A 15,703-nucleotide genomic window follows, 5' to 3' on the forward strand; every position below is an offset into this window, starting at 1 on the left:
CGCCGCGTCCGCCTCCCTGGCCCTGGGCCCGCGTCCACCCGCCTACCCAGTGGGCGCGCCCACTGGGTAGGCGGGTGGACGCGGCGCGCTCGCCGACGCGGCGGGGCTCAGCCCCCGTCGGTCGCTCCGTCCTCGTCCGGCTTCGCGAGCGCCGCGTCCAGGCGAGCCCGTGCGCCTTCGAGCCAGTGACGGCACACCTTGGCAAGCTCCTCGCCGCGCTCCCAGAGCGCCAGCGACTCCTCGAGCGTGGTGCCGCCGGCCTCCAGCCGGCGCACGACCTCGATCAGCTCGTCACGGGCCTGCTCGTAACCGAGCGTGGCCTCTTCCGTCTTGGCAGCCATGCGATCCACCCTATGTATGAGAAACGACAACAGAACCGGCGCGCACCGCGGGCGTCACTCGCCGACCCGCACCGGGAACTCGCCCTCCGCGACGCGCGCCCGCAGCGGGTCCCCCGCGGCGACCTCGTCCGGCGAGCGCACCACCGCCCCGTCGGCGCGCTGCAGCACCGCGTAACCCCGCTCCAGCGTCGCCGCGGGCGACAGCGACACGACCCGCGCCCGCGTGTGCGACAGCTCCGAGTCGGCGCGGTCCAGCAGATGCCCGAGGACGCGTCGGCTCCGGGCGACCAGAGCGTCGACCTCGGCCGCGCGCTCGTCCACCATCCGCTGGGGGTGCTCCATGCACGGCCTGGCGAGCGCGTGCGCGAGACCGCGCTCCTCCCTGTCCAGCAGCCCCTGCACGGTGCGCAGCGCCCGGTCCCGCAGCTGCCGCACCCGGACCAGCTCCTCACCCACGTCCGGGACGACCTTCTTCGCCGCGTCGGTCGGCGTGGAGGCGCGCAGGTCCGCGACCAGGTCCAGCAGCGGCGAGTCCGGCTCGTGACCGATCGCCGACACGACCGGCGTCGAGCACGCCGCCACCGCGCGCACCAACTGCTCGTCGGAGAACGGCAGGAGGTCCTCCACGCTGCCTCCGCCGCGCGCCACGATGATCACGTCCACGTCGTCCAGCGCGTCCAGCTCCTTGACGGCCTGGACCACCTGCGCCACGGCGTGCACCCCCTGCACGGCCACGTTGCGCACCTCGAAGCGCACGTGCGGCCAGCGCCTGCGCGCGTTCTCCAGCACGTCCCGCTCGGCGGCGGACGCCCGCCCGCAGACCAGGCCCACGCGGTGCGGCAGGAACGGCAGCGACTTCTTGCGGTCCGCCGCGAACAGCCCTTCCGCGCCGAGCGACCGCTTCAACTGCTCCAGCCTGGCCAGCAGTTCACCGATGCCGACCGGCCTTATCTCGACCGCCCGCAGCGACAGCTGCCCCCGCGGCGCGTACCACTCCGGCTTGGCGTGCACGACGACCCGGGCGCCCTCGGCCACCACGTCGGCGACGGCGTCGAAGACCTGCCGGAAGCAGGTGACGCCCACCGAGATGTCGTACGACGGGTCGCGCAGCGTCAGGAAGACGACACCGGCGCCCGGCCGCCGCGACAGCTGGGTGATCTGCCCCTCCACCCAGACCGCCCCGAGCCGGTCGATCCAGCCGCCGATGAGCCGTGACACCTCGCCGACCGGCAGAGGGGATTCCGCGGACGTGTCGATAGCCATGGGCCGAGCGTAACGGCCGGGTCGGACAACTCCGGCACCCTCGGACCGGACCGTAGGACTCTCCGCCGGGGCGCCGCGCCGCGGCGGCCTAGCGCTCCCCGCCGGGCAGCGTCCGGCGCCGCCCCCGCTGAAGCGCCAGCACGACCAGCCCGACCCCCAGCCACACGACGCCCACCACCTGCGCCGACCTCGCCGCCTCCACGATCACGGCGATCAGCACGCCCGCGCCCAGCACCGGCACCACCAGATGCCGCAGCCGGTCCGGCGGGCCGTCCTGCCGCCGGACCACGAACCAGCCCACCACGCTCGCGTGCAGCAGCACGAACGCCGTGAGCGCGCCGACGTCCACCACCGAGACCAGGTGGTCCAGGCCGTCGTCCCGGCGCGCCGCCCACACCGCCGCGACCATCGTCACCGTCGCGGCGATCAGCAGCGCGAGCCGCGGCACGCCGGAGTCCGTACGCGCCAGCACCCGGGGGAGCCGCCGGTCGCGTGCCATCGCGAACAGCAGCCGTCCGGCCGCCGCCTGCCCGGCGAGCGCCGCGAACGCGGCTCCGACCGCCTTGCTCACCGCCACCAGGTCGTGCAGCCAGGTGCCCACCGACGCGTCCACCGCGTCGTAGAAGGCCGATCCCTGCCGGGCGGGCTCCGCGGCCAGTTGCGCGGAGGGCACCGGTTCGAGCAGCGCCACCAGGTACGTCTGGACGACGAACAGCGCTCCCGCGAGCGCCAGGCAGAACAGCACCGCCCGTGCCACCTTCCGGGAGCCTCCGGTCACCTCCTCCGCGAACGACGCGATCGCGTCGAAGCCGAGGAACGACAGGACCGCCACGGACACCGCCCCGAGCACCGCCGCCGTGGAGAACCCGCTGTCACCGGTCAGCGGTGTCAGCCAGCCGCGCTGCGCCCCGTCGCGCGCGAGCACCGTGACCGCCGACAGCACGAAGACCAGCAGCACCAGGATCTCCGCCGCGAGCACCGCGAAGCCGACCCGGGCGGCCGCCCGGACGCCCCACAGGTTCAGCAGCGTCGTCACGACGACGGCGATCGCCGTCCACACCCACCGGTCGATCTGCGGGACCAGCGCCTCCATCGCGATGCCGGAGAACAGATAGGCGACGGCCGGGATCAACAGGTAGTCGAGCATCGCCATCCACCCGGCGACGAACCCCGGCCCCTCGCCGAGGCCCTTGCGGGCGTAGGTGAACACCGAGCCGGCCTGCGGCGCCACCCGCACCATCTGCGCGTAGCTCACGGCGGTGAAAGCCATGGCGAGGGTGGCGACGGCGTAGACGAGGGCGACCGCGCCGCCCGACTTGGCGTCGAGGGTGCCGAACACGCCGACCGGCGCCATGGGCGCGATGAACAGGAGCCCGTAGACGACCAGGTCGCGGAAGCCGAGTGTGCGCCGCAGCTCGCCGCCGCCGGGCGCCTCTTCGGGGCGGGGCTCCTGGGTCGTGGCTCGTCTCATGGGTCCTCTCCTGCTCGCCCGGCGTTCTTGTTCCTCCCTGCTGTCATCGGCAGCGGGGTGCCGGTGGAGAAGTCCCCGACGGCGGTGGCGTTCGCGCGGTCGTTTCCCGACCGGCTTCGGGTGCGCCGTACGAGACGTCGGTCGCCCGCAGCCTTCGAGCACGACCGGATCCCCGGCCGCACCCGCGTCACGGCCGGGGATCAGGAGCACCTGCTCACGCGCCGGAGGCGGGGGTCTCCTTGAGCTCGTCGACGACCCGGCGGAGGGTGACTGCCTCGGTGTAGAGGACGGTGCCCGGCTTGATGAGGCCGGAGTCGCCGCCGTCGGGGCGGACCTGGATCGTGCGCTCGCCGAGGTAGGTGAAGGTCTTGGCGTCGAAGATCCATTCGGTGCGGACGCCGGACGTCTCGTCCAGGCGCGCGACGGCAACCCCGCGGCGGCCGATCGCGTCGGCGGCGTCCTCGACGTGGACGACGCCGGGGATCTTGGCGGCTGCCTTGTACAGGGCGGTGTTCAGCTCGGCGGGCGGCAGCGACTCGTGCAGCAGGTCGCCGATGGTGGTGAAGGCCTGCTGGTCGGGGCTGTTGCCCATGCCCTTGGTCTCCTTGTAGATCTTCGCCAGGAGAGTGTCGGGGTCGGTGGGCAGGGTGGCGAGGTAGTCGTAGGTGGGCGCGTTGAGGCGGGACGGTTCGCTCTCGCCCTTCTCGTTGGTCCGGTCGAGCTTCTCGCCGCCGGGCGGGGAGACGGCCGGGTCGATCAGCCAGCCCTTGGTGCCGTCGGTGGAGAGCCACACCTGGCGGCGGTGGATCCCGTCGCTGGCGAGAGTCGTCTTGTCGCCGACCGTCTTCTCGTAGGTGGTGGCGACCTTGCTCTCGACGTACACGTACTGGCCCGCCCGGACCTCGACCTGCGGGCTCTCGGCGGAGGCGAGGGAGATCCGGTCCAGGAGCTGCGGGACGCCCGCGCTCGTGCCCGCACCGACCGTGGCGGTGAGCGCCGGCCCGGCGGCCGATCCATGGCCGGCCTCGCCGCTTCCGGTGAAGGTGAGGACGCCCGCGGCCACGAGGGCCAGCGAGCACGCGGCGACGGGCAGGACGATCAGAGGGCGCAGCAGCCTGCGGCGCACCGGCGCCGCGGACGGGGGAGCGGCGGAGGCGGCGGTCGTGGATCGGGTGTCCTGCTGGATGAAGGTCATGAGTGCTTCCTTGTGAAAGGCATGGCGGCCCGCGGGGAGGTCGGCTTCCTCGGGGGAGAGCAGCTGCTCGCTCTCGAGCCGTTCATCAGGCGTGAGGCGGGAGTCACTCGGACGGGACTGACGCATGTTCACCGGGTTCCTTCCTGTGCGGGCCGGGCCGCGATCGTGCGGTCACCTCTTGTCTGTCGATTCACCGGCCGGGGTTCCCGAAAGGCGTCGGGGAGTTGCGCGTCGGCGAGTTTCCGCAGCTTCTTGCGTGCCCGGGACAGCCGGGAGCGCACCGTGCCCACGGGGACGCCGAGGACCTGTGCCACGGTGGCGTAGTCCAGGCCCTGCCACAGGCACAGGCTCAGCACTTCCCGTTCGGTGCGCCGCAGTTCGGCGAGTGCGCCGGCGGTGGCGGCCAGGCGGTGACGGTCGTCCAGGCGGCCGGCGACTTCCTCGGCGTGATCGGCCACAGCCGCCCCCTGCCCGCCGCCCGTGGCGCGGGCGGCCGCGGCGGCGGCCGCCTTGTACCGCCGGTTGCTGCGCGACTGTGCGCGCACGAGGTTGGTGGCGATGCCCAGCAGCCACGGGCGTACGCTCCCGCCTTCCGCCTCGAGGCGCCCGCGGCCGCGCCAGGCTTCCATGAACGTCGCCGAGACGATGTCCTCGGCGGCCGACCAGTCGGCGGTCAGCCGGTAGGCGTGGTTGTAGACGGTTTTCGCGTATTGGTCGAAGAGCTCCGCGAAGGCCTGTGGATCCCCCGCTCGAATGCGCGCGCGCATGGTTGTTGTCACCTCAGTCAGCTGTCGATCCGTCGAGCGGGGTTCCCGAGACGTACGTCACACTCCGCGAGCGGGGACCGGTCCGAAGCACGCTGGATGCCGATGCCGCCCCGTTCTTCGCCGCCGGCCGCCTACGGCATCAGGACGACCTTGCCGACCACGGTGCCGGATTCTGCCAGCCGCACCGCTGCGCCGATCTCGGCGAGCGGGACGCGGGCGGCGACCTGCGGGGTGAGTGCGCCTTCGGCGAGCAGCTGGAGGACCTGGGTCAGGTCGCCGCGCAGCGCGGCGCGGAAGGTGTCGAGCCTGCGCCGGCCGGCCCAGATGTTGTAGAAGTGGGCGCTCTTGCCGTTGGGCAGCGCGTTCCAGCGTTCTCGACGTCACCGACCGAACTCCCGTGCGCGTTCACCGCCGGAGCGGAAAACACCCACGCGGGTAACGGCGGTCCGCAGCCGGTGTCCGATCAGAGCCTTCATCGCGGGGCCCTTACGATGGGCGCATGACTGCTACGCCTCCTGCCCGACGCGTCCTCCTCGCCGCCCCCCGCGGCTACTGCGCAGGTGTGGACCGTGCCGTGATCGCCGTGGAGAAGGCCCTGGAGCAGTACGGGTCACCCATCTACGTCCGCCACGAGATCGTCCACAACAAGTACGTCGTACAGACACTCGAGAAGAAGGGCGCGATCTTCGTCGACGAGACGGCGGAGGTCCCCGAGGGATCCATCGTGATGTTCTCGGCGCACGGCGTGGCCCCGACCGTCCACGAGGAGGCGGCGGAGCGGAAGCTCGCGACGATCGACGCGACGTGCCCGCTGGTCACCAAGGTCCACAAGGAGGCCGTGCGGTTCGCCCAGGAGGACTACGACATCCTTCTGATCGGCCACGAGGGCCACGAAGAGGTCATCGGCACGTCCGGCGAGGCGCCCGACCACATCACGCTGGTCGACGGCCCCGAAGACGTGGCGAACGTCGAGGTCCGCGACCCCGACAAGGTAATCTGGCTGTCCCAGACCACCCTCTCCGTCGACGAGACGATGGAGACGGTCGACGCCCTGAAGACCAAGTTCCCCGGACTGATCTCGCCGCCGAGCGACGACATCTGCTACGCCACGCAGAACCGCCAGATCGCCGTCAAGCAGATGGGCGCGGAGGCCGACCTGGTCATCGTCGTCGGCTCGAAGAACTCGTCGAACTCGGTCCGCCTCGTCGAGGTCGCTCTCGGCGCCGGCGCCCGCGACGCCCACCTGGTCGACTTCGCGGACGAGATCGACGAGGCATGGCTGGACGGTGTCTCCACGGTCGGTGTCACCTCGGGCGCGTCCGTGCCGGAGGTGCTGGTCGAGGGCGTGCTGGAGTGGCTGTCGCAGCGCGGCTTCGAGGACGTCGAGATCGTGAAGGCGGCCGAGGAGTCGATCACCTTCTCCCTGCCGAAGGAGCTCCGCAGGGACCTGCGCGCGGAGGCCGCCGCGATGTCGGCCGACCCGTCCGGGCAGTGACGCTCAGCTCGGCCCCTTAACGTTGTGTCCATGAACGTCTTCGGAGTTGACATCGGCGGGTCCGGGATCAAGGGCGCTCCCGTGGACCTGGACCGCGGCGATCTGGCGCAGGAGCGCCACAAGGTCCTGACACCGCACCCGTCGACGCCGGACGCCGTCGCCGACGGCGTCGCGGAGGTGGTCGGCCACTTCGGCTGGACCGGCCCGGTCGGCATCACCTTCCCCGGCGTGGTCACCAGCGGCGTCACACGCACCGCGGCGAACGTGGACAAGGGCTGGGTCGACAAGGACGCGGCCTCGCTCCTCAGCGGCCGCCTCGGCGGACTGCCCGTCACGATCCTGAACGACGCGGACGCGGCCGGTGTGGCGGAGATGACCTTCGGGGCCGGGCGCGGCCGTAAAGGCACCGTCATCATGCTCACGTTCGGCACCGGTATCGGCAGCGCCCTCTTCGTCGACGGCCGGCTGGTCCCGAACACCGAGCTGGGCCACCTCGAACTGGGCGGCCACGACGCGGAGAAGCGCGCCTCGACGAAGGCCAAGGAGGACGCCGACCTCACCTGGCAGCACTGGGCGCGGCGGGTGCAGAAGTACCTGGCGCACGTGGAGATGCTGTTCTCGCCGGAGCTGTTCATCGTCGGCGGCGGGGTGAGCCGCAAGGCCGACAAGTTCCTGCCGCTGATCGAGGGCGTGCGCGCGGAGATCGTCCCGGCGGAACTGCAGAACAACGCCGGAATCGTGGGCGCGGCGATGGCGGCCGCCGGCAGGTGAGCCGTACGGCGGGGGCGGGCCTCGGTCGGGCCTCGGCCGTGGCGAGGAGCGCGGGGCGGGCCTCGGCCGGACCTCAGCTTCGGCGGCGAGGAGCGCGGGGCGGGTCTCGGCCGGACCTCAGCTTCGGCGGCCGGGACCCGGCGGACCCTGTGGCCCCCGCCCGCGGCGGTGCCGCCGCGTCATCGTCCGCACCTTCCGTACGCAGGTGATCACCCCGGCGACCAGCGTTCCGCCGTACAGCCATCCCGCGTGCACGGCGAGCGCCGTCACCACGGCCATCGTCTGCCCGCCGAAACCGCCGCTGCCGCCGGAGAGCGGCACGATCCCGACGGTGAACGCGATCGGCACGATGATCGGCGCGCTGACCAGGTCGGCCTCCCGCACCCACAGCGCGGTGAGTGCGCTCACGGGCAGGAACAGCAGCCCGTAGAGGATCGCGGAACCGTCGAACAGCAATTCGTCGAGAGCGCCCAGCGCCAGCATCGTGGCGGCGGCGAACAGCCCCGCGCCGAGACCGGTCAGCCGGGGGTTCGGCAGCCGGCGCAGCGCGAGCACCAGGGGAGGGACCGGGCGCGGCGGGCGGGCCGGCACCGGATACACGGTGGCGTCGGCGAGCGTGCCCGGTGCCGGGAGGGGAGCCGGCGGCTGCTGCCGCGGCTGGGGGCGACCTGTCCTGTGCTGCTCCACCCGCACAAACTAGGTCGCCAAGAGGTACGAAACCGGCACTAGACACGCCCTTTGGACGACCTTGGGGCTGCGTTCGACTCCGGGCGGCCCCGTGACGGCCGCGACAGGCCGTCGCAGGTCCGTCCGCCGCGCCCGTAAACTGGTGGATCGGCCCCACTCACCGCGGGCCGCAAGGCCCCGCCAGTCATCACCCTCCACGTCAGGAAGTCGCCAACGTGTCGCTCACGATCGGAATCGTCGGTCTGCCGAATGTCGGCAAGTCGACCCTGTTCAACGCCCTGACCAAGAACGACGTGCTGGCGGCCAACTACCCGTTCGCCACCATCGAGCCGAACGTGGGAGTCGTCGGCGTCCCCGACGCCCGCCTCGCCGTCCTCGCGGGCATCTTCGGTTCGCAGCGCATCCTCCCCGCCACGGTCGACTTCGTCGACATCGCGGGCATCGTGCGCGGCGCGAGCGAGGGCGAGGGCCTGGGCAACAAGTTCCTGGCGAACATCCGCGAGTCGGACGCGATCTGCCAGGTCATCCGCGCCTTCAAGGACGAGAACGTCGTGCATGTCGACGGCAAGGTCTCGCCGAAGGACGACATCGAGACGATCAACACCGAGCTGATCCTCGCGGACCTCCAGTCGGTGGAGAAGGCGGTCCCGCGCCTGACGAAGGAGGCGCGCCTCCAGAAGGACAAGGTCGCCGTCCTCGCCGCGGTCGAGTCCGCGCAGAAGATCCTCGAGTCCGGCCAGACGCTGTTCTCCGCGGGCATCACCAAGGGCACCGAGCAGGGCGACCTGCTCCACGAGCTGCACCTGCTGACCACCAAGCCCTTCCTCTATGTCTTCAACGTCGACGAGGACGAGCTCGTCGACGAGGACTTCAAGAACGAGCAGCGCGCCCTGGTCGCCCCGGCGGAGGCGATCTTCCTCAATGCGAAGATCGAGTCCGAGCTGATCGAGCTGGACGACGACGAGGCGCTGGAGCTCCTCCAGTCCATGGGCCAGGAGGAGCCGGGCCTCGCGACCCTCGGCCGGGTCGGCTTCGACACCCTGGGCCTGCAGACCTACCTCACGGCAGGCCCCAAGGAGACCCGCGCCTGGACCATCAAGAAGGGCGCCACGGCCCCCGAGGCGGCCGGTGTGATCCACACCGACTTCCAGAAGGGCTTCATCAAGGCCGAGGTCATCTCCTTCGCCGACCTGGTCGAGACCGGCTCGGTCGCCGAGGCCCGCGCGAAGGGCAAGGCGCGCATGGAGGGCAAGGACTACGTGATGCAGGACGGCGACGTGGTGGAGTTCCGCTTCAACGTCTAATACGTTCGGCGAAAGGCCGTCTGACCTGCGACGGAGCGGGTTGGGCGGCCTTTGTGGTCCGCACGGAGTCCGCAGCGTGTCGGATGGGTCAGGCACGCGGGGGAGCGGTTACGCCGCTTCGTCGACCTGCGGCTGGGCGTCGACGGACTGGTCCGCGTACGCCTTGTCGACGGCGGCCCGGGTCCGCTCCTCGGAGTCGGGCCACAGGTGGGTGTGGATGTTCAGCGTCATGGCCGCGTTGGTGTGGCCGAGGCGCTCGGAGACCGTCTTCACGGACTCGCCATGCTTGATCAGCAGGCTGGCGTAGTGATGCCGGAGGGCGTGGGGTCCGGTGCCCTTCGGTATGCCGGCCTTCGCGCAGGCGGGCCGCCAGGACCCGTCCATGAAGTGCGTGTAGACCACGGGCCCGCCTTGCGGCGCCGTGAAGATCCAGCTCTGGGGCCCATCGGCGGGGGAGTCCCGCAGGTGGGCCTTCATCGCATCCACCGCTATGCGAGGGAGCGGGACCGTGCGGTGTGATCGAGCGGTCTTGGGCGGGCAGACGTACACGCCGTGCTTTGCGGTCTGCTGGATCTGCTGCTCGACCGAGACGGTGGCGTGCAGCAGGTCCACGTGCCGGAGCTGGAGGCCGAACAGCTCGCCGGGGCGGAGTCCGGTAGCCGCGCCGAGCAGCACGAGGCCCTTGTATCGGGCAGGTATCTCCTCGGACAGAGTCCGTACCTGCTCGACGGCCAGGGGCACGATCTTCCTCCGGGGTACCGAGGGCAGTTTCGCCTCGGCGCACGGATTGTGGGGGATCATCCGGTCACGGACAGCCGCCCGGAAGACGGCGTTGACCGTGTTGAAGACCGTCCGTGAGGTGCTGGCGGCCAGCCCGTGCGTGGTGGTCAGGCCGGTGACCCAGCTCTGTACGTCGCCGGGCTTAATGGCGCCGAGTGCCCGCTTCTCCCAGGCCGGATAGACGTAGCAACGCAGGTGCTGGGCCACCGCCTTGGCCGTGGAAGGCCGGTGCGGCTGGATGCCCCGCCATTCCTCCGCGTACTCCTTGAAGGGCTTCTTCGCCGACCGCGGGTCGACGTACTGACCGGTGACCAGGCTGGCCGTGACCTCGTCGATCCACCGCTGGGCGTCGATCTTGCGGTCGAAGTGGCGGGCGTGCTCCTTGCCGTCGAGATCGCGGTAGCGGGCACGCCATTTGCCGTTGAAGCGTTTCTGGATGTTGGCCAAGTGGCCTCTCCTTCGTGTCGGTTGTCAGTAGTGGCCGCCGTCCGCGATGTCGTTGCTGAGGGTGCGAGCGTCGCGCTCGTCGCCCATGAGGCGGAGGCACTGCTCGTGGATGGCCCGCGAGCTGTCGGGGTGGGCCTTGATGTGGTCGGCGATGGCGACCACGGCGTGATGGAGGCGGTCGCGCGCGTCTCGGGCCTCGTAGAACGCCTCGACGGCCTCCTGGACGAGGCGCCGGCTATCGATGTCGAGCCCCTCCAGGGGCTGGGACATCAGTCCTTCGAGAGGGAGCTCGAAGACGTTTGCCGGGGCGGTCTCCGATTCGTCGGGATGTGGAGCGGGTGTTCTGGGCGAGGATCGCTGAGGGGGTTGTGCAGCGGGGACGCGGCGGTCTTGTGCGGCGTATCCCCGGTGGGCTCACGGCGGTTCCGTGAGCGTGGCGGCATGCGTCGATCTAGCTCAGCCGGCCCTCGGGCCAGCACCTCTCTCTCACCGAACGCGAGGAGATCGCGCTGCTCAACGCCCAGGGCGAAGGCGTGCGCGAGATCGCACGCCGGCTGGGCAGAGACTTGTCGACGGTCTTGAGGGAGCTGCGGCGCAACGTGGCCACGCGTGGCGGACGGCTTAGCTACCGGGCTTTGATCGCTCAGTGGAAGGCGGAGCTGATGGCGCGGCGTCCGAAGACGCCGAATCCCGGCGCAGTGCGCTGATAGCTTGTTACGCTCCACGCCAAGATCCATGGGGGGAGGTTCGCTTGGGAGGCGCTCAGGCGCAATCGGCGGACTATGAACGCGTACTTGACGCAGTAACCGCCCCGGTGACCGAGGCCTATTACGCGCAGCGGGTTCAGTCGGGCTTCAACGCACGACTCAGGGCGCAAGCGGCACAGTCCACCGTCACCCTGTTCGCCGGAGGCCTCTTTGCCGCCCTGACGTTCACGGCCCTGGCGGATCGGGGCAAGCCGACCCAGGTGGCTGCGGTCATCGCGGTCGCGCTATGGCTGATCGCGGCTCTGCTCTACATGAGCGCGGTCGCGTTGCCCGTGGTGGACGCCCCGGGGCCCGGTTTCGTCAAGACCCGTGAGGCACTGGTCAAAAGGGTCCTGGACAAGGCCAACCACGAAGCCCGGGAAATCGACAAACGTCAGGCGCGGGCCAACAGGGTCGCCGCGATGGCGGTTTTCATGAGCGTTGCCACGTTCGCCCTCGGGGTGCTGTTGGGGCCGAAGGAAGAGTCCGTCGCGGGGACCGTCGTCGTCGACCCGTCCTATCGGACGACGCTGACCGCTCTGTGTGGCCCGGGGCTCGACCGTATTTCGGGCAAGGTCGTCAAGGGGTCGCTGACCGCACAGTTCATCGAGGTGAAGCCCGAGAAGGGCACGTGTGAGGGACAGGGTGATTCCCTACGGATCCCCCGGTCTGCGGTCAAGGGAGTGAGGTTGGGCGATGGCTGAGCGGGGAACATCGGCACACATCCTCTGTGTGGGTCCCGTGCTCGGACCCACGGAGGCGTTCGATCGCACCGTCGAGGCTGTCGTCCGGGATCTGCGAAGCCTTCATGACTCGGGGAAGCATCTGGACGGGCTATTCGTCCTCGGCACCTGCGGGGAGCTGCCCGGGGGCGGATATCAGGCCGCCCGGGACCTGGTCGACACACTGATGCTGGAGTGCATGGGCCATGCGCCGAACGCCACGCCGGTGGTTCTCGCGGCCCCCGGATTGGGTGACCGCCGTACGGACGGGGCCGGGCGCCGGCCCCTGGTCCGCCGCGCTCTAACGGACATGTGGGACGGTTACGCCTACGACTTCTGGCGCGGTGACCTCGATGAGGAGGTGGCGCAGCCGCTGAGGGCCGATGTCTTCGGCGGGTTCGAAGGATGGCAGAGCCGCATTCGCCAGCCCGGTTCCTGGTTGCACACCGGCGTGCTGGCCGGTGATGCGGCGTCGAGTATCGACCTGGAGAGCCAGCAGATCGGCCTGGTCACAGTCAACACGGTCTTCCGGATGGTTGCCGAGGGCGCTCCGGTGACCTTGGCGGGTTGCTACGACGAGCAGCTGAACCGTGCGGTCGGCGCGGACTTCTCGGCTTGGGCCGAGGACAAGGCGCTGACGGTCCTCCTCGCTGGCCACACGTGCATTCTCCCCGACGTCTCCGGCGTCTCCACGCCCGTGCTCGCTCTGGCCGGAGAGGGGGAGGCGGGCGGCGGCTGGCAGGTCGTGTCCCGGGCCCCTGGGCAGGTGCACCGGCTGCTGCGGGTGGACTTGCGTGACCAGGGCCTCGAAGTGGTGGACGTCGAAGTGGGCCGCCCTGTGCCCCTGTTGTCCCGAGGTTCTTCAGCATCAGTGACCGCGCCCGCGCCGACGAACCGGGACCGCGCACCGGAGGAAACCGACGAAGCGGCGCTGATTCAGGACTTCTACCAGCAGGCTTCCACCGGGCGCATGGTGCTGGTGCTGGTTTCCGGGCCCGAAGCCGACAGCGCGGTTCTGGGGACGGACGAGCTGAACGAACGGCTCGCCCGGCTGGTGTACGGCTCCACACCTTCGCCTCTGCCGTCACTCACGGAAACCTGGGACGCCGCCCGCGAGGAGCTGTCCGCAGGTCAACTCGAGCAGCAGGTCAAGGCGCTACTATGCCCACCCGGCGCGAATCCTCGAGCGGCACACCGTGTGCTGAAGTCTCCCTGGTGGCGCATCTACGATTTCACGGGGTCCGACACCTTCGCCGTCGCTGTCGGTCGAGATCCGCAACTCGCCGACACCGTCGCGCTTGTCAACGGGGCCCAGGAGGTGCCTGGGAAGAAGAAGAACGTCATCGAAGTCGTGTCCATGAACGGAACGGTGGGCGAGGCGGGGGAATACGACTTCGGGACGGTGTCGGCGGAGGACAGCGATCCCCGCAACTTGTGGCGTCGGCAGTTCCAGACCGAACTGCTCAATCGTCCGGTGCTGTTCATGGCACTGTCTCCTGACAGCCCGGCGCTTTGGGACACGATCGCGCTGACGGACAGACTGTCCGGATCCGGTGGCGGTTACCCGGGTTTCATCGTCACTCCCGCAGGCTCCGACGCCAACCGCCCCAGGCTACGGCGCGCAGGGCTGGGGCACATCCAGGAGACCCCTTTCCATTTCGCGACCCGGAGACTGAACCCCGGTCACGGAGATCTGATTGAGGGAATGCGTTCGCTCTCGCAGTCGCACGCAGGCGAACGCAGGGGGACCGGAGCCGTGCAGGTGGCGTCTCTGATCGCGGATGCGCCGAAGGGAGACCGTGCCTTTCTGGAGGGCAGTGAGCCCACGTGGGGCGACATCGTCCACAACGTCGCCACCGACCTGTCGATGGTGGACGCGCTGGAGAAGGCGGCGCAGCGTGATCAGAGTGGCCGGGCACCTATTGTCCTGCTCAAGGGGAGCGCCGGCTCGGGCAAGACGACGGCACTGATGCAGTGTGCGTACCGCTTCCATGTGCGGGGCGAGAAGGTGTGCTGGGTGGACCGTGACGCCTCGGTGCCGCGCCGGACCATCGAAGGCCAGGTTCTGGAACAGCACATCGGGGCCGTGTTCGTTGATGACGTCGACATGTTCGGCGGCCAGGCGGCGACGATGCTCAAGACCCTGAACAAGGGTGGCGAGACCGTGGTGGTCGCCGCCATCCGTACGACCCGTCACTCCGTCCTGGACGCCACGTTCGATCCCACCACCTTGCGATCCGACGAGCCTCTCACCGACGCGGACCTGAAGAACCTCATCAAGGCGCTGAAGAAGCAGGGACTGCTGGGTGAGCTGAAGAAGCATCGCCTGCCGCACCAGCGTCTCAACGCGATGCGCACCATCTGCGAGCGGGGCCTGCTTGCAGCGATGATCAAGGTGGTGACCGGCAAGGACTTCGAGGAGAAGGTCCGCAGCGAGTTCCAGCAGTTGGGCAGCGAGGAGCGGGCGGCGTACGCGACCGTCTGCCTCTTCGAGTCCGCGCTCGTCTACAAGCAGCGCGGCATCGACGAAGAAGATCTGCTGTTGATCATCGCCGGCGGCAAGGCACCCACGCGCAGCCTCCGCGAGGCCGTCTCGAGACTTGTCGGGATGGGGATACTGATGCGGTCCGGTGACGGCCGAGTCCGGTGCCGGCAGCGCGCCATCGCGGACAGCGTGGTCGATTCGGTGCTCAGGGACAACGTCGAGCAACTGTCCTCGGTGGTGGAGTTTTTGCTCGTCTTCTATGCGGCGCGGGCACGCAACATCCAGGACAACGACCATCCCTTGCGCAGAGCGATGATCAAGCTGCTTAGCCATTCGCTGATGAACGACCTGAAGCTCCCGGTCCACTCCGTGCGGAATATCTACGACAGGGTTCTCACCTCACTTCAGGACGATCGGCACTACTGGCTGCAGCGGGGGCAGTTCGAGCTGGAGAACGGAGATCTCGGCGTCGCCCGCAACCACTTGCTGAGTGCCAAGGGATGTGACGGAGGAGAGCAGGACACCTTCGTGCGAACCACAAGTAGCGCGATCGACTTGAAGGCGGCGGCCAAGGCGCCGCGCAAACCCGATCTCGAAAAGGCAGCTGTCAACGCTGTCCAGGAACTCTACGCCGTCACTCGCGAACGCGGCGGAGACGCTCCGCACAGTTACACGATCCTGGCCCGTGAAGGCAGCAGATGGCTGGAGGCGTGTGCCGAGACCCTCGATTCCCAGACGTTCCTGGATAATCAGACTTTGATTCTCCAGATCATCGCGGAAGGCAAGAGGTTCTGCCGCGGCAACCACCAGTTCATGTCCGTCGCTGATACCTACGAGCCGTTCCTCAAGAAGCTTCAGCCGCGGGGCCCCGGAATTCCGCTTTAAGCCGTTCGCCGTCATGGCTGTCAGTTGTCACCCTGAGCGCTCGATTGCGTAGCCGTAGCTGATCTCTTCGGGGTGCTGGGGCGGCGTCGGTCACCTTCCGGGTACAGGTCGGTACGGTCGATCCAAATGGGGATGACGAGGATGTTGTCGCCGGCGGGGGCTTCCAAGCAGGGACCAGGTGCGGGATTTTCGACGAGGTGCTCCCAGGGCGCGGTCCAGTCGAGTCCCCAGTCCAGGATGGGGCCGGAGACGCCGTACGTGCTGCTGGCGTCCACCCGTCAGGACTGGGAGTAGAGGATCATGGCCGCTGTGAGCGGCGGACTGCAGGACCATTGCAACCTCGC

General features: G+C 69.6%; 13 protein-coding genes and 2 pseudogenes. 7 read left to right on the plus strand and 8 right to left on the minus strand.

Annotation, left to right across the window (positions count from 1 at the left end; all coding sequences use genetic code 11):
• Positions 1-107: 107 nt before the first annotated feature.
• The 5 genes from AB0K36_RS31155 to AB0K36_RS31175 form a co-directional block, all read right to left on the minus strand.
• Positions 108-341 (minus strand): exodeoxyribonuclease VII small subunit, encoded by a 234-nt coding sequence (locus AB0K36_RS31155; RefSeq protein WP_364600647.1) that lies wholly within the window; start codon positions 339-341, stop codon positions 108-110.
• Positions 342-395: 54 nt separating this feature from the next.
• Positions 396-1,604 (minus strand): exodeoxyribonuclease VII large subunit, encoded by a 1,209-nt coding sequence (xseA, locus tag AB0K36_RS31160; RefSeq protein WP_189466286.1) that lies wholly within the window; start codon positions 1,602-1,604, stop codon positions 396-398.
• Positions 1,605-1,692: 88 nt separating this feature from the next.
• Complete coding sequence (locus tag AB0K36_RS31165; protein WP_364600649.1) at positions 1,693-3,075, minus strand: APC family permease; 1,383 nt, start codon at positions 3,073-3,075, stop codon at positions 1,693-1,695.
• Between the two features lie 214 nt (positions 3,076-3,289).
• Entirely contained in the window at positions 3,290-4,396 is a 1,107-nt protein-coding gene (locus tag AB0K36_RS31170; RefSeq protein WP_364600651.1) for a CU044_5270 family protein, read from the minus strand.
• Positions 4,397-4,398: 2 nt separating this feature from the next.
• A complete protein-coding gene (locus AB0K36_RS31175) occupies positions 4,399-5,037 on the minus strand; it encodes an RNA polymerase sigma factor (RefSeq protein ID WP_364600652.1) in 639 nt (212 codons plus the stop codon).
• Between AB0K36_RS31175 and AB0K36_RS34760 the strand changes: the two genes are divergently transcribed.
• The 3 genes from AB0K36_RS34760 to ppgK are packed head-to-tail and all read left to right on the plus strand — an operon-like array spanning position 5,007 to position 7,303.
• Positions 5,007-5,540, plus strand: a complete 534-nt coding sequence (locus AB0K36_RS34760; RefSeq protein ID WP_435877975.1) for a hypothetical protein — start codon at positions 5,007-5,009, stop codon at positions 5,538-5,540. The genes AB0K36_RS31175 and AB0K36_RS34760 overlap by 31 nt on opposite strands.
• Positions 5,537-6,532 (plus strand): 4-hydroxy-3-methylbut-2-enyl diphosphate reductase, encoded by a 996-nt coding sequence (locus AB0K36_RS31185; protein ID WP_364600654.1) that lies wholly within the window; start codon positions 5,537-5,539, stop codon positions 6,530-6,532. The genes AB0K36_RS34760 and AB0K36_RS31185 overlap by 4 nt, the downstream gene beginning before the upstream one ends.
• A gap of 30 nt (positions 6,533-6,562) precedes the next feature.
• Entirely contained in the window at positions 6,563-7,303 is a 741-nt protein-coding gene (gene ppgK, locus AB0K36_RS31190; protein WP_189466278.1) for a polyphosphate--glucose phosphotransferase, read from the plus strand.
• 117 nt (positions 7,304-7,420) lie between these two features.
• Here the strand turns inward: ppgK and AB0K36_RS31195 are convergent, their stop codons facing one another.
• Complete coding sequence (locus AB0K36_RS31195) at positions 7,421-7,990, minus strand: DUF6542 domain-containing protein (protein WP_435877976.1); 570 nt, start codon at positions 7,988-7,990, stop codon at positions 7,421-7,423.
• 215 nt (positions 7,991-8,205) lie between these two features.
• Between AB0K36_RS31195 and ychF the strand changes: the two genes are divergently transcribed.
• Positions 8,206-9,294, plus strand: coding sequence for a redox-regulated ATPase YchF (ychF, locus tag AB0K36_RS31200; RefSeq protein WP_364600656.1), 1,089 nt, complete (start codon positions 8,206-8,208; stop codon positions 9,292-9,294).
• 108 nt (positions 9,295-9,402) lie between these two features.
• Here the strand turns inward: ychF and AB0K36_RS31205 are convergent, their stop codons facing one another.
• Complete coding sequence (locus AB0K36_RS31205; RefSeq protein ID WP_364600658.1) at positions 9,403-10,521, minus strand: tyrosine-type recombinase/integrase; 1,119 nt, start codon at positions 10,519-10,521, stop codon at positions 9,403-9,405.
• Between the two features lie 24 nt (positions 10,522-10,545).
• Positions 10,546-10,824, minus strand: a pseudogene (locus tag AB0K36_RS31210) (XRE family transcriptional regulator); the annotation flags it as partial.
• Between AB0K36_RS31210 and AB0K36_RS31215 the strand changes: the two are divergent.
• The 3 genes and pseudogenes from AB0K36_RS31215 to AB0K36_RS31225 form a co-directional block, all read left to right on the plus strand.
• Positions 10,821-11,201, plus strand: a pseudogene (locus AB0K36_RS31215) (helix-turn-helix domain-containing protein); the annotation flags it as partial. The pseudogenes AB0K36_RS31210 and AB0K36_RS31215 overlap by 4 nt on opposite strands.
• 134 nt (positions 11,202-11,335) lie before the next feature.
• Positions 11,336-11,971, plus strand: a complete 636-nt coding sequence (locus tag AB0K36_RS31220; protein WP_364600660.1) for a hypothetical protein — start codon at positions 11,336-11,338, stop codon at positions 11,969-11,971.
• A gap of 37 nt (positions 11,972-12,008) precedes the next feature.
• Positions 12,009-15,359, plus strand: coding sequence for a P-loop NTPase (locus tag AB0K36_RS31225; protein WP_364600662.1), 3,351 nt, complete (start codon positions 12,009-12,011; stop codon positions 15,357-15,359).
• Positions 15,360-15,703 lie beyond the last annotated feature (344 nt).

The organism is Streptomyces kurssanovii (assembly GCF_040677245.1).
Classification (GTDB): Bacteria; Actinomycetota; Actinomycetes; order Streptomycetales; family Streptomycetaceae; genus Streptomyces; species Streptomyces kurssanovii.

What these genes read in the sequence shown, in the direction of transcription:
- AB0K36_RS31155 (WP_364600647.1), bottom strand. Translation starts at nt 341, where the DNA reads ATGGCTGCCAAGACGGAAGAGGCCACGCTCGGTTACGAGCAGGCCCGT.
- xseA (WP_189466286.1), bottom strand. Translation starts at nt 1,604, where the DNA reads ATGGCTATCGACACGTCCGCGGAATCCCCTCTGCCGGTCGGCGAGGTG.
- AB0K36_RS31165 (WP_364600649.1), bottom strand. Translation starts at nt 3,075, where the DNA reads ATGAGACGAGCCACGACCCAGGAGCCCCGCCCCGAAGAGGCGCCCGGC.
- AB0K36_RS31170 (WP_364600651.1), bottom strand. Translation starts at nt 4,396, where the DNA reads ATGCGTCAGTCCCGTCCGAGTGACTCCCGCCTCACGCCTGATGAACGG.
- AB0K36_RS31175 (WP_364600652.1), bottom strand. Translation starts at nt 5,037, where the DNA reads ATGCGCGCGCGCATTCGAGCGGGGGATCCACAGGCCTTCGCGGAGCTC.
- AB0K36_RS31185 (WP_364600654.1), top strand. Translation starts at nt 5,537, where the DNA reads ATGACTGCTACGCCTCCTGCCCGACGCGTCCTCCTCGCCGCCCCCCGC.
- ppgK (WP_189466278.1), top strand. Translation starts at nt 6,563, where the DNA reads ATGAACGTCTTCGGAGTTGACATCGGCGGGTCCGGGATCAAGGGCGCT.